The sequence below is a fragment of the Leptospira johnsonii genome (genome assembly GCF_003112675.1).
In the GTDB taxonomy this organism is placed as follows: Bacteria; Spirochaetota; Leptospiria; order Leptospirales; family Leptospiraceae; genus Leptospira_B; species Leptospira_B johnsonii.
On record NZ_BFAY01000011.1, the window covers coordinates 1,164,299 to 1,176,618 of the forward strand.

A 12,320-nucleotide genomic window follows, 5' to 3' on the forward strand; every position below is an offset into this window, starting at 1 on the left:
ATACTCGTTTTCGGATCTTAAGAAAGAGAAGATCTTACTTCTTCTAAGATCCGATCCATTTCCAGGATACCTTCTTCGAATAAGGCGGGGCCTGGTTGCAAAATGATCGCAGGATCCATTTCGAAAATTCTATCGTTTTTGATTGCTGGAATGTCTTTCCATTCTTCTCTGGTGCGGACCCATTCAAAGTCCATAGGTTTTCCACACCAACTTCCGATGATCAGATCTGGTTTTGCATCCGCCACTTCATGAAGACTTATGATCCTGTCCTTAGCCATAGATTTTTCTTTTAAATGTCCGAAACAATCTACTGCTCCGACAATCTCCAATAATTCGGAGACCCATCTGATCCCTGTGATGATCGGATGATCCCATTCTTGGAAAAATACTTTGAGCCTAGGCTTAGAAGAAGAACGTTCTTTGAGCTCGTTTAATTTCTTCTTATAAGATTCAACGAGTTTAGAAACTTGTTCCGACTTTCCGATCAATGATCCAACCATCAAAATAGTTCGGAAAATTTCCTCCAAACTCCGTTGGTTGGTGATAAGAACATTCAAACCTTCTTTTACAAGATCGTGAGAAAGTTGGGCCTGAATATCCGAGAAACCGATCACCAGGTCCGGATCTAGATCCTTGATCCGCTTTATGTTTCCATTAATAAAAGCTGAGACTCTAGGCTTTTCTTCCTTGGCCTGAGGAGGTCTCTCCGTATACGCGGAGATTCCCACAATCCTATCTTCTTCTCCTAATAAATAGAGAAGTTCCGTAGTCTCTTCAGTTAAACAAACGATTCTTTGCGGACCGACTCTACTCAACTGTGATACTTCTTCTTATCTTCTATTAATTTTTCTACTACGCTTGGATCTGCTAAGGTGGAGATATCTCCCAAACCTTCGAACTCGCCGGAGGCAATCTTACGAAGTATCCTTCTCATGATTTTTCCGGATCTGGTTTTAGGAAGTCCAGGAGCCCAATGGATTACGTCAGGTCTTGCGATCTTTCCGATCATTTTTTCCACTGTCGCGATCAGTTCTTTTTTAAGAGAATCGTTTGTGGCCACACCCTCTTTCACTGTAACGTAGGCATAAATTCCTTGGCCCTTGATATCGTGCGGAAATCCTACAACAGCAGCTTCTGCTACGGAAAGATTTTCTACGAGTGCGCTTTCCACTTCTGCGGAGCCGATCCTATGACCTGATACGTTAATCACATCGTCTACGCGACCTGTGATCCAATAATATCCGTCTTTGTCTCTTCTTGCTCCGTCTCCGGTAAAATAGTAACCTTTATAAATGGAGAAGTAGGTATCGAAAAATCTTTTCGGGTCCTTGAACACTCCTCTCATCATAGAAGGCCAAGGAGATTTGATTGCAAGATTGCCGGAAACTTCTCCCTTGGAGTTGATCTCTTTTCCTTCATCATCTAAAAGGACAGGTTGTACTCCGAAGAATGGAAGAGTAGCAGATCCAGGTTTCTGGGCGATTGCACCTGGCAACGGAGAGATCATGATGGCTCCAGTTTCTGTCTGCCACCAAGTATCTACGATTGGACATTTGGATTTTCCAACATGTTTAAAATACCATTCCCAAGCTTCCGGATTGATAGGTTCTCCCACGGATCCGATCAATCTAAGAGTGCTTAAGTTTCTTTTTTCGATAGGATCTGTTCCTTCTCTCATTAAAGAACGAATTGCCGTAGGCGCCGTATAGAATACTGAGACTCCGTGTTTGTCGATCACATCCCAGAATCTTCCAACATCAGGATAAGTAGGAACTCCTTCAAACATGACGGAAGTAGCTCCATTAGAGAGAGGACCATACACTAGATAACTATGACCTGTTACCCAACCGATGTCAGCGGTACACCAATAGGTATCAGTGGGTTTGATATCGAAAACATAATGAAAGGTCATATTGACCCCGAGAAGATATCCTCCTGTAGTATGAAGAACTCCTTTCGGTTTTCCGGTAGAGCCGGAAGTGTATAGAATGAACAAAGGATCTTCCGAATCCATTTGTTCCGGTTTACAATACGCAGGAAGCTCAGGATCGTTCATCAAATAATGCCACCAATGATCTCTGCCTTCTTTCCAATTCAGTTCCGTTTCTTGGCCGGTTCTTCTGACTACGATCACATTATTTACTTTTTCGGAAGATTGATCCAAAGCGGTGTCCACGGCCTTCTTCAGATCTAAACTTTTACCACCTCTATAACCTCCGTCGGAAGTTATGATCAGTCTTGGTTTACAATCTTCTATCCTACTTTGCAGAGCCTCAGGAGAAAAACCTCCGAACACTACCGAGTGGATCGCACCGATACGAGTACATGCAAGAATTGTAATAGCGAGTTCAGGGATCATAGGCAAATAGACCATGACCACATCGCCTTTTCTGATCCCTGAATTTTTTAGAACATTTGCAAACTTATTCACTTCACGATACAGATCGTAATAAGTATATGTTTTGGATTCTTGGGGATTGTCGCCTTCCCAAATGATCGCAGCTTTATTTTTTAGGGGAGAATCTAAATGTCGGTCCAAACAATTGTAGGAGACATTGATCTTGCCTCCCTCGAACCATTTTACCTTTGCGTTCTTAAAATCGTGGTCTAAAACTTTGTTCCATTTTTTGAACCAGGTCAGTCGGGTAGAAGCTTCTCTAGCCCAGAACTTTTTAGGGTTCTCGATGGATTCTTTGTATAATGCCTTATAATCTTTGAGACTGATATTCGCCGTTTTTTTAAAATGAGCGAACGGTTGGACGATTCTTTCTTTCGACATGGCTTCTTCCTTCGCAATCGAATACGAAACTTTTTAATTTCCGTATTGTCCAGTCATTCTCCAACCGAGGACGGAAACATTGCGAAAAGAATTTTTCCAATGGGTCGCTCAATTGTTGCAAAAAAATCGAACAATCGTTTTGGATTTTCCAATTTTATCTTACTCTCATGCTTAAACTTTTAACATAAAATCTTGCTTGTTATGAAAAAAAGAATGCTCCCCGACCGTATTTCAGCAGGCTCGCCCCAATGTCAGAAAAATTGGATGTTCGGGAAAGTTTCAAGCGTAGGTTCCTAGTTTGGTTAGTACCTACTCTAGTAGTATTTTTACAAAGGATCGTCGGACTCACCTCGAAAAAGGTGGAATTGGGAAAGGAACATTTTAATTCTCTTTATCCTTTGAAGAAGCCGTTTATCCTTTCCGTTTGGCATACTAACGTTCTTTATTCTCCTTATTTGAATAAGAATCGTAAATTAGCCGTTTTGATCTCCGAATCTAAGGATGGTGATTTTATTACCGGAGTAGTGCATAGATTCGGCAACGGAAGTATTCGTGGGAGTTCCTCCAAAGGTGGTTCTAAAGCTCTTAAGGCGATGATCGTTCACCTGAGAAAAAATCTTCCTGCAGCGTTTACTCCAGATGGACCTAGGGGTCCTGCTTTGATCGTTCAGCCTGGGGTAATAGCCGCAGCTCAGGTCTCTCAAGTTCCTATCTTACCTTTCCATTATGAATGTACAAAACAATGGATTGCTGAGAGGTCCTGGGACAAACACAGGATCCCGAAACCTTTCACAACCTTTGTGATCTCTTACGGAGAACCCATCCTGATCCCTAGAGATCTGGATGAGGTCGGTTTCGAAAGAGAAAGGTTGAGAGTAGAGAAGGCAATGCTCGAAAATAAAAATCGAGCAGAGCAAAAAGCGGAGGAACTTAGAGGTAAAAAATCTTCTAGGTCGAACCAGTCCGGATTAGGTCTAGAAACTCGCTCCTAGTTACCATATTCGTCTTAAATTCTCCGAGCATACAAGAAGTGAAAAGTTCGGAGTTTTGTTTTTCGACTCCTCTCATCATCATACAAAGATGTTTTGCCTTGATGACTACAGCAACGCCCAAAGGATCCAAAACTTCCATGAGGGCGTATGCGATTTGCTCGGTCATTCTTTCCTGAACCTGTAGTCTTCTGGCAAACACATCCACGATACGTGGGATCTTGGAGATCCCGATGATCTTTTTATTCGGAATATAACCTACGTGAGCCTTTCCAAAAAAAGGAAGAAGATGATGCTCGCAGAGAGAATACATTTCGATGTCTCGGACAAGGACCATACCTTGGCTGTCCTCTTCGAAGATTGCTCCGTTTACAATCGTATCTATGTCTGCCCTATAACCGGAAGTCAGGAATTCGTAAGCTTTTCGGACTCTTTTAGGAGTGTTTAAAAGTCCTTCTCGATTCGGATCTTCTCCGATTGCTTTTAATATACTCGTTACTTCGTTTTCCAAGGTGTCTCTCCGTTCTTCGCTTTGAAAAATGTATGTAGTTAGACTCGTCTGGACAAGTCTTGGCGCTTTCCTTCTCTTTTCAAGGGGAAAAGCGATTGTCTTGCCATTCCGACTTCATCTTATACGATGGTTCAAATTTTCCATGAAGCCCAAAAGGATTAAAATCGGATTTGATGCAAGGATGATTGCCCATTCAGGGATCGGTTCTAGGATCAAAGGGCTTTTAAATTGGTTGGGAGATATCGCCTCTAAAAAAGGGATCCAGATCGTTCTTTTGGGAAATCCAGATCTTATAAAAAAGAATCTTTCACCTAAAGTTTTATCCACTTACGAGATCTTAGAATACAATGCAGGGATCTATTCTATCAAGGAATGGTTCGGTATTCCTGAGATGAAAGAATTCGCTCTATTGGATATCCCGCATTTTAATGCTCCCTTAAAATTCCTAGATCGTTGTGTTGTAACCATTCACGATATCATTCCGTTTAGAATGAAGCAGTTCCATTCTTCTTTTTTGAAACAAGCCTATATGAAACTTGTGTTTTTGTTCATCAGGAATAAGGCCAAAAGGATCATCACAGTTTCCGATTTTACTGCGAAAGATATTACCGAAGTTTTTTCATTTTCTCCGTCTCAAATTCGAACTATCTATAATGGCTTGGACTCAAAAACTTTTTCTCCTAAAAGCGATCCTGAAAAGAAGAAGTTCCTGAAACTCTATGGACTGAAACCCGGATACCTGCTCAGTGTTGGGATCGGAAAGGAGCATAAAAATTTAGGATTTGTACTTCGATCTCTCAAAAAACTTTGGTCCGAAAAAAAGATCAAAGCAGATTGGGTGATCGCTGGCTCCGGTGGAAAACTTCCTGATTATTTGGTGGAAGAAGCAAAGGGTTGGGAAGATCGTATTAGACTAGTCCCTTATTTGTCGGAACAAGAATTGGCCACTCTATATTCTGCAGCGGGATTACTTGTTTATCCTTCTCTATACGAAGGATTCGGATTTCCTCCTGTAGAGGCTCAATCTTGTGGCTGTCCTGTATATTCTTCTAACTCAAGCGTTCTTCCTGAAATTTTGGAAGATACTTCATTCTACTTTGATCCAAAAGATTCTCTTTCTTTCGAAACAGGCTTAGTTCGATTATTAGATTCTTCCAAACTTCGAAATTCTAAGACCAAAGCGGGTTTAAAAAATTCAAAAAGATTCGATTGGAAAAAATCAGCAACAGATATTGTAGGAGAATATTTGCGGTTGGTGAAGAACTGATTTAAGAATTTTTAAAAGAAGGTTTTCCTAGGGAAATTTTTCTTTCTTCTATTTTAAGCCGGATCGACTTTCTTTCGTCTTCGGAATACATGGTCCATCTTCCGATCTCTTCCAGGGTGCGATAACAACCTTCGCAGAGACCGGTTTCATGATCCATATTGCATATTTTGATACACGGTGAACGAACAATCATCCTAAGAGCTACTTGGTCTTTTTGACCTTGTTCTTATTCGACGTTGTTTTTTTAGGTTTGCCTTTCGCGGATTTTGTAATCGGACCGCTTCCATTCTGGTCAACCATTCCAGCCAATTCGGTAAATAGAGAAAGCCCTGAAATTTTGCCAGGAACGATTACGTGAGCCGCTCCGTTATTTCTGAGAACTTCTGCTTCTTTTGGATCGTCCGTGGTCAGAATGATCTTTGGTTGGTGATGTCTACAGATACTTTTTAAAGACTCCAATAATCTACGGTTGGTTGTTCCTTTTAGGATCATATCGGAAACTGTACAAACGATATATCTTGCTTCTTCTATTCCTAAATGATGAAGACTTTCCGGATTTGCAAGGTCTCCATAAGCCCAACGGATACCTTTGGATTCCAGAGTTTGTCTGTAGATCGGATTAAAGTCCACGACCAACATTCTTTTTAACCAAGAAGGTTTATCATCTTCTATCCCATCGATCAAACCCTGTGCTATTCTGAAATATCCTAAGACTACGATATCTCTTTTGGTTTCTCCGGTGACTTGGGATTCTAAAGGCTCTTTATTTTCCCTCACTCCGAAGAGTGATAAGAAGGAGATAATTCCTCTTGCGATCTTATCGTTAAACAAGATCACATAAGTGGAGATAATGGAAGCGATGATCATAGAAGTGAGAACGATCGCTTGTAGATCTTTTCCGATATGTTCTTTTTGCACTCCGAGCGCCAAGATTACCAAAGAGAATTCCGAAATTTGTGCCAGGTTGAGACCGGCAACAATTCCTGCTCTTAAACCTTTTCCGGAGAAGAATACGGTAGGAGCGATGATCAAAACTCTGCTTACTAAAACGAACCCGACGGCTAAGAATGCGAGACCTAAGTCGCTTGCACTTGGAGCTTGGATTTTCATCCCGAGAGCTACGAAGAATAATGTAATGAAGAAGTCCCTGATCCCTGAGAGTTTGCTGATAACATCTGCGCCATAAGGGAAGGCGGCGATACTCACACCGGCAATCAATGCTCCCATCTCTTTGGAGAGTTGCAGTTTTTCAGCAACACCGCATAAGAAGAAACACCAAGCGATCGAAGTGATCAAAACCAATTCAGGTTTAGAAGCTGCGAACAAGAAAAGTCTGGATAGAATAAAACGACTGACTAGGAAGGAGAATGCTACTAGAGCGATACCTTTGGCCAAAGATGCAAGCACGTTAAGGATCTGAGGATCTTGCAGATCAGGTTGGATCCCCATAAAAAGTATGGCCCAAATATCCTGTAAGACCAAAACACCTATGGTAAGTCGCCCGGCAACCGTACTGATCTCGAACTTATCATGTAAAAGTTTGACCACGATCATTGTGGAACTGAGAGAGAGTGCGATCGAAAAGTAGAGAAGATCAAAATTACCGGGAGCAGGAGGGAAGAATGTGCGGAATGCAAACCAAGCCGCAGCAACACCTAAGAAGAATTGTATAACCCCGAGCGCAAACATGGATTTTCCCATTCTGGCCAATTCTTTTAGATCGATCTCTAAACCGATGATGAACAATAAAAGGATCAAACCGATCTCAGAGATCAGCTCTATACTTTCTTCACTTTTAACATAACCGATGGTTAGCTTTCCGCCTACAAAAGGTCCGAATAATGGGCCGATGATCAAACCTGCGATTACATAGCCTAAGACCAGAGGTTGTTTGAATGCTTTTGCTATGATTGCGAAGAGAGTCGCGAAAATAATACTAAGGGCGATATCAACTAATAGAGTAAGTGAATGATGTTCCATCTTTTCGGCGTGAATTCCCCTTAGATTAGTTTTGTTGGAAGGATATTACAAAAAGAAATTATTAAATGAATATAGTCCATTCACTTTTTAATATGGATTTTGTATCCAGAGAATGAGGGAGACAAAATTCTTTGAAAAATTTCAGTCGTTGGACTTGAACAAATCTTTCACAGCGTCTTTTGCTTTGGACAAAGTATAATCTTCTCTATCGATCAGTACGAAATCTAAATTCTCTTTTTCTATTCTAGCCAAAACTTTGGCGATGTCGGCGGGAGATTTTAAATTGGTAGCCAGATACTTGAACTTGGTTCCGCATTCAGGGCAGGACTTGTCCTTCGTATAATTCAGTCCCAGATGTTTACATTTTCCGCAAGTTCCATATAGATCGTCTATGATCATCAATTGAGAAGAAACTTCGCTCACGCTCAGTTTTTTCCAAACACGGATGTACTTTTTGTCTTCAGCCGACATTCTTTTAAAAAAACGAATTCAAAGGATTAGTCAAGGGTTTTACGGATCGTTTGGAGAATGAGAGAGGTCGCCTCTTCCAATTCGTTTTTGGAAATACAAAGAGGAGGAGCAAAACGGATCGTATGATCGTGAGTTTGTTTTGCTAGAATTCCGGACTCTAAGAGTTTGTAGCAGATCTTTTTTGCTCTTGGTCCTGTCTCGTCAGGAAAAAATTCCACTGCGTTTAACAAACCTTTTCCTCGGATCTCTTTTACCTTCGCAGGATATTCCGACTTTAGAACCTGCAAAGAAGAGCGGAATTCTACTCCTCTGATTTCAGAGTTCTCTGATAAATTCTCTTCTAATAATACTTGGATTGCGGTTTTGGCAACTGCAGCAGCTAAAGGATTTCCGCCGAATGTGGACCCGTGAGTTCCAGGTTTTAATGTGAGAATGATCTCGTTAGACGCTAAGACCGCAGAGACTGGAAGGGTACCTCCGGACAGGGCCTTGCCCAATACGAGTAGATCCGGCTTCACATTCTCATGATCCGCAGCTAAAAGTTTGCCAGTTCTGCCAAGTCCGGTCTGCACCTCGTCCAGGATCAATAGAACATTATACTCGGAACAAAGTTTGCGGACTTCTTTTAGATAACCTTCTCTCGGGACGATTACACCTGCTTCTCCTTGGATGGGTTCCACCATGAAAGCAGCTACATTAGGATCTTTTAATTCTCTTTTTAACGCTTCGATATCATCAAATGGAATGATGGAAAATCCTGGAACAAAAGGGCCAAAGTCCCCTCTGCTGGTGGGATCGGTAGAAGCGGAAATGGCTCCGATACTTCTTCCCCAAAAGTTTCCGGAAGCGAAAACGATCTTAGCTTTGTCTGCGGGAATTTTTTTGACTTGGTATCCCCATCTTCTTGCGAGTTTGACTGAAGTTTCGGCAGCTTCTACTCCTGTGTTCATCGGGACCATTCTATCGAATCCGAATGTATCACATAAAAATTTTTCCATAGGGCCTAGTTGGTCATTATAGAATGCTCTAGAAGTAAGAGTTAATTTTTCAGATTGGGCCTTTAAGGTTTCTATAATTTTAGGATGGCAATGGCCTTGGTTCACTGCGCTGTATGCGGATAAAAAATCGAAATATCTTTTTCCATCTGTGTCCCAAAGAAAGATACCTTTCCCTCTTTCCAACACAACGGGAAGAGGTTCATAGTTAAATGCTCCGTACTCTTTTTCGGTATCGAAGTAAAATTGGGAAGTTTGCGTGTGCATCGTACTCGATTCTATCCGGTTCAAGAGTCACACAAGGAGATTTCGGTATTTTACCTTGACTTTTATGTTTCAACTTGTTGAAATTTATTACATGCAATTCTCTTTTCCTAAAATATCCGCTTCTATATCGATCGTTTTTGCGATTATGTTCCTTACGAACTGTCTTTATACGAATATCAAATCTCCAGGCTGGTATTATTCTCAAAGTTATTCGGACGTAAGAGGAATGGAACCGGTAGGAAAATTAGAAGGTACTTCCTGCGGAACAAGCTGGCTCTGGATGGTTTACACAGGAGACGAGAGTTATGAGGCCGCGGTCCAAAATGCGATCAAAGACAAAGCCGATCTTCTGTTCGACGTTCAAACAGATTATAGTTACAAATCCTTTATATTCGCTCTTTATTTTGAAAAATGTACAAGAGTGACCGGGATCGGAGTGAAACTTCCTCAAAGACTTTTGAAAAAAGAATGAAACTCCTTCGTAACAAGCGGATCTTTTTTCTAATTCTGATCTTAGCGGAATTGGTGGGTTGTATCCAAATGGGAGGGGCAAACAAAGCCCTGGTCCGCAGGAACCCGGAACCTTATCCTACCGGGATCGGTATTCCTCCTGACAATGATGTAAATTTGAATGGTGCGAATTTTAGAGACCCTTCCATTCATTATGGAGAATCTTCAACAAAGTTAAGGACAGGCGGTTTTGACGGTTATATTCGTACCACTACTTCTCTTCCTCATAAAGACATGTTCCATGCATCTTTAGATGGTTGGGATTGGTCCGAACATAGGATTGTAAGATTCGAGGGGGAAAGTAAAGGATGTCAATTCGGTGTACGTTTGTTTCTTCCCATTAAACGAGGGTCTAACGACGCATTCATTCCGATCCATTTTACTTTTGGGAACAAAAGTTTTTACGAAGAATTGGGTGAACAAATGAAGTTGAATTCGATTGAAGCCTTATTTGATAGTAGGCTGGACGTGGAGTACACCGCCTATATCTTCGGATTATTCAGAAGAAAATGTCTGAGGTTTCAAAGTTATGGCATCCAAAAATTCTAACTCTATTCCATTATTCTTATCCGCTATCTTAGGTTTTTTTGCAGTGGCGCTCGGAGCATTCGGAGCCCATGGATTAAAATCAGTATTAACTCCGGACTTGCTTGCCATTTACGAAACCGGAGCAAGATACCATCTCATTCATGCAGTAGTTTTACTCGTGTTAGCATTGAGTGGAAAACTTTCAGACTCCAAATTTAGAAGGATCGGATTTTGGCTGATCTTTAGCGGGATCTTGATCTTCTCCGGTTCATTATACGCGCTTTCTTTAACAGGGATCAGAGTTTTAGGTGCGATCACTCCATTCGGCGGACTGGCATTTTTAACCGGTTGGGCATCTATCGCCTATTCTGCTTTTTCGGACAAAGAATAAGTTCCTTATCTGGAAATATGAAAATTAAAATCCGTATTTCCGAATGTTCCATATAGTCTTAACCAAATGGGCAATAGCATTTCACTTGCTCTTGCCCCAGTAATATCACCTAGGTCGATAATATTCTTCCAACCGAAATCATTCGATAAAAGGTCCGAAACTTTTTTCTTAGCTTCCGAATCGTTTCCACAAACAAATACATCATGTTCTCCCGGAACTGCGCTTGCGTTCACCATGATGGTACAATTCATCGTGTTGAGAGTTTTAACTACCTTTAGATCAGGAAAAGATCTTTGGATAGTTTCTCCCAAAGAATCATTGGTCCCGAAAATTAAACCGGGCGGTCTTCCTTTTGAGAAATCTAAAGCATTGGCAAGATCTACTAAAATTTTTCCTTTTAAAGTTTCTTCTCCGGCAGAATGTAAAACTTCTACGCTGATCTCACCTTTCGTACAATTGAATAAAATCTCACCGAAAGAGGCAGCATCTTTGAAAGTTCCTTGAGAAGCCTTGTTTCCGGATCTGGAAACCCATTGGGCAGCTTTTTCATTTGTAGCGGAACGAGATCCCATCTTTACTTCATGTCCTTTTTGGATTAGTTTGCTTCCTATGGTTTCGCCTACCATTCCGGTCCCTAAAACTCCGATTTTCATTTATTTCTCCGTGCGTGATCTCAAAATATTCAAAACGATTCGATTGATGGTTCTTAGACAATGAATCTAATTTATTGTACTTTCTATTCTTTTTCTGTATTGGAAAAAAGAAATAAAACTGTGACTGTATTCCTTTTTAAAACTAGGTAATGATATTCAAAGTATGAAGTCAGAATATACGATTTTCCAAATAGATGCCTTTACAGATTCCTTATTTAAAGGAAATCCTGCAGCAGTTGTTCCCTGGGAAGGAGAATGGTTACCAGATTCCAAACTCATCGACCTAGCAGCGGAAAATAATCTATCGGAGACCGCGTTCTTTCGTCCCAGAAAGGAAAAGGGAGAATATGATCTTAGATGGTTTACTCCAGGTGTAGAAGTGGATCTTTGCGGCCATGCGACTTTGGCGAGTTCGTTTGCAATTTACGAAGTATTGGAGAATAAGTCGGAGGCTTCTTCTTTAAAATTTCATACTAAGAGTGGGATCTTAGAAGTGTTTCGGGAGAATGGAAAATACTATTTGGATTTTCCTTCCAGGCCTCCGGTAAAAACGGAATTTTCTCCGGATGATGTCGCTTCTTGTTTTAATATTAAAGCAAAAGAAATATTGAAGGCTCGAGATATTTTATTCGTTTTTGAAAAAGAATCCGAGGTCCGAAATTTAGTTCCAAATCATGAGGCTTTGAAGAAGCTTCCGTTCTTTGCTGCGATCGTAACTGCCCCTTCGGATATTGGGAAGTCCTACGATTTTGTTTCCAGATTTTTCGCTCCTGCCAAAGGAGTTCCGGAAGATCCTGTGACCGGTTCTTCTCATTGTACATTGATCCCTTATTGGTCGGAAAAGTTTGGTAAGAAAGAATTGAATGCGTACCAAGCTTCAGCAAGAGGAGGAAATTTGATTTGTGAAAAAAGAGGAGAAAGAGTTCGTATTGGAGGAAACTGCAAACTATATCTGAAGGGCTTCTTTTATTTAGAATAG

14 protein-coding genes are annotated in these 12,320 nt (G+C 41.0%); 6 read left to right on the plus strand and 8 right to left on the minus strand.

Features of this window, described 5'->3' with window-relative positions; all coding sequences use genetic code 11:
• Positions 1-17: 17 nt before the first annotated feature.
• Together LPTSP_RS14330 and acs are read right to left on the minus strand one after the other, a co-directional pair.
• Positions 18-815 (minus strand): cobalamin-binding protein, encoded by a 798-nt coding sequence (locus LPTSP_RS14330; protein WP_108929371.1) that lies wholly within the window; start codon positions 813-815, stop codon positions 18-20.
• Positions 812-2,779, minus strand: a complete 1,968-nt coding sequence (acs, locus tag LPTSP_RS14335; RefSeq protein WP_108929372.1) for an acetate--CoA ligase — start codon at positions 2,777-2,779, stop codon at positions 812-814. Before acs ends, LPTSP_RS14330 begins: the two co-directional genes overlap by 4 nt.
• 248 nt (positions 2,780-3,027) lie before the next feature.
• Here acs and LPTSP_RS14340 point away from each other — a divergent pair, with 248 nt between their 5' ends.
• Positions 3,028-3,771 carry a lysophospholipid acyltransferase family protein gene (locus LPTSP_RS14340; RefSeq protein ID WP_108929373.1) on the plus strand — a complete coding sequence of 248 codons (744 nt, stop codon included), beginning with the start codon at positions 3,028-3,030 and terminating at the stop codon, positions 3,769-3,771.
• On the opposite strand, the gene folE is transcribed toward LPTSP_RS14340, so the two are convergent.
• Positions 3,728-4,279 (minus strand): GTP cyclohydrolase I FolE, encoded by a 552-nt coding sequence (gene folE / locus LPTSP_RS14345; protein ID WP_207766621.1) that lies wholly within the window; start codon positions 4,277-4,279, stop codon positions 3,728-3,730. The genes LPTSP_RS14340 and folE overlap by 44 nt on opposite strands.
• 142 nt (positions 4,280-4,421) lie before the next feature.
• Between folE and LPTSP_RS14350 the strand changes: the two genes are divergently transcribed.
• The gene (locus tag LPTSP_RS14350; RefSeq protein ID WP_108929927.1) at positions 4,422-5,546 is read left to right on the plus strand and encodes a glycosyltransferase family 4 protein; all 1,125 of its coding nucleotides are present in this window, start codon (positions 4,422-4,424) and stop codon (positions 5,544-5,546) included.
• 1 nt (position 5,547) lies between these two features.
• Here the strand turns inward: LPTSP_RS14350 and LPTSP_RS14355 are convergent, their stop codons facing one another.
• The 4 genes from LPTSP_RS14355 to rocD form a co-directional block, all read right to left on the minus strand.
• Positions 5,548-5,739 carry a DUF1289 domain-containing protein gene (locus LPTSP_RS14355; protein ID WP_108929375.1) on the minus strand — a complete coding sequence of 64 codons (192 nt, stop codon included), beginning with the start codon at positions 5,737-5,739 and terminating at the stop codon, positions 5,548-5,550.
• Positions 5,740-5,747: 8 nt separating this feature from the next.
• Entirely contained in the window at positions 5,748-7,526 is a 1,779-nt protein-coding gene (locus LPTSP_RS14360) for a cation:proton antiporter (protein ID WP_108929376.1), read from the minus strand.
• A 141-nt stretch (positions 7,527-7,667) separates the two neighbouring features.
• The gene (locus tag LPTSP_RS14365; protein ID WP_008591045.1) at positions 7,668-7,997 is read right to left on the minus strand and encodes a hypothetical protein; all 330 of its coding nucleotides are present in this window, start codon (positions 7,995-7,997) and stop codon (positions 7,668-7,670) included.
• A 26-nt stretch (positions 7,998-8,023) separates the two neighbouring features.
• Positions 8,024-9,259, minus strand: coding sequence for an ornithine--oxo-acid transaminase (gene rocD / locus LPTSP_RS14370; protein ID WP_108929377.1), 1,236 nt, complete (start codon positions 9,257-9,259; stop codon positions 8,024-8,026).
• A gap of 145 nt (positions 9,260-9,404) precedes the next feature.
• Here rocD and LPTSP_RS14375 point away from each other — a divergent pair, with 145 nt between their 5' ends.
• From LPTSP_RS14375 to LPTSP_RS14385, 3 genes are read left to right on the plus strand one after another with little or no spacing between them, the layout of a single operon-like run.
• Positions 9,405-9,731, plus strand: a complete 327-nt coding sequence (locus LPTSP_RS14375; RefSeq protein WP_175284896.1) for a TRL-like family protein — start codon at positions 9,405-9,407, stop codon at positions 9,729-9,731.
• Complete coding sequence (locus tag LPTSP_RS14380; protein WP_108929378.1) at positions 9,728-10,318, plus strand: hypothetical protein; 591 nt, start codon at positions 9,728-9,730, stop codon at positions 10,316-10,318. The genes LPTSP_RS14375 and LPTSP_RS14380 overlap by 4 nt, the downstream gene beginning before the upstream one ends.
• A complete protein-coding gene (locus LPTSP_RS14385) occupies positions 10,299-10,688 on the plus strand; it encodes a DUF423 domain-containing protein (protein ID WP_108929379.1) in 390 nt (129 codons plus the stop codon). Before LPTSP_RS14380 ends, LPTSP_RS14385 begins: the two co-directional genes overlap by 20 nt.
• 5 nt (positions 10,689-10,693) lie before the next feature.
• On the opposite strand, the gene LPTSP_RS14390 is transcribed toward LPTSP_RS14385, so the two are convergent.
• Positions 10,694-11,341: an NADPH-dependent F420 reductase gene (locus LPTSP_RS14390; RefSeq protein ID WP_108929380.1), complete on the minus strand. Its 648-nt coding sequence runs from the start codon at positions 11,339-11,341 to the stop codon at positions 10,694-10,696.
• A 163-nt stretch (positions 11,342-11,504) separates the two neighbouring features.
• Here LPTSP_RS14390 and LPTSP_RS14395 point away from each other — a divergent pair, with 163 nt between their 5' ends.
• Positions 11,505-12,320 carry a PhzF family phenazine biosynthesis protein gene (locus LPTSP_RS14395; RefSeq protein WP_108929381.1) on the plus strand — a complete coding sequence of 272 codons (816 nt, stop codon included), beginning with the start codon at positions 11,505-11,507 and terminating at the stop codon, positions 12,318-12,320.

Bases quoted from the DNA above. Each gene is read 5' to 3' on its own strand.
- acs (WP_108929372.1), bottom strand. From the start codon at position 2,779: ATGTCGAAAGAAAGAATCGTCCAACCGTTCGCTCATTTTAAAAAAACG.
- LPTSP_RS14380 (WP_108929378.1), top strand. From the start codon at position 9,728: ATGAAACTCCTTCGTAACAAGCGGATCTTTTTTCTAATTCTGATCTTA.
- LPTSP_RS14340 (WP_108929373.1), top strand. From the start codon at position 3,028: ATGTCAGAAAAATTGGATGTTCGGGAAAGTTTCAAGCGTAGGTTCCTA.
- rocD (WP_108929377.1), bottom strand. From the start codon at position 9,259: ATGCACACGCAAACTTCCCAATTTTACTTCGATACCGAAAAAGAGTAC.
- LPTSP_RS14395 (WP_108929381.1), top strand. From the start codon at position 11,505: ATGAAGTCAGAATATACGATTTTCCAAATAGATGCCTTTACAGATTCC.
- LPTSP_RS14365 (WP_008591045.1), bottom strand. From the start codon at position 7,997: ATGTCGGCTGAAGACAAAAAGTACATCCGTGTTTGGAAAAAACTGAGC.
- LPTSP_RS14355 (WP_108929375.1), bottom strand. From the start codon at position 5,739: ATGATTGTTCGTTCACCGTGTATCAAAATATGCAATATGGATCATGAA.
- LPTSP_RS14390 (WP_108929380.1), bottom strand. From the start codon at position 11,341: ATGAAAATCGGAGTTTTAGGGACCGGAATGGTAGGCGAAACCATAGGA.
- LPTSP_RS14360 (WP_108929376.1), bottom strand. From the start codon at position 7,526: ATGGAACATCATTCACTTACTCTATTAGTTGATATCGCCCTTAGTATT.
- LPTSP_RS14385 (WP_108929379.1), top strand. From the start codon at position 10,299: ATGGCATCCAAAAATTCTAACTCTATTCCATTATTCTTATCCGCTATC.
- LPTSP_RS14375 (WP_175284896.1), top strand. From the start codon at position 9,405: ATGTTCCTTACGAACTGTCTTTATACGAATATCAAATCTCCAGGCTGG.
- LPTSP_RS14350 (WP_108929927.1), top strand. From the start codon at position 4,422: ATGAAGCCCAAAAGGATTAAAATCGGATTTGATGCAAGGATGATTGCC.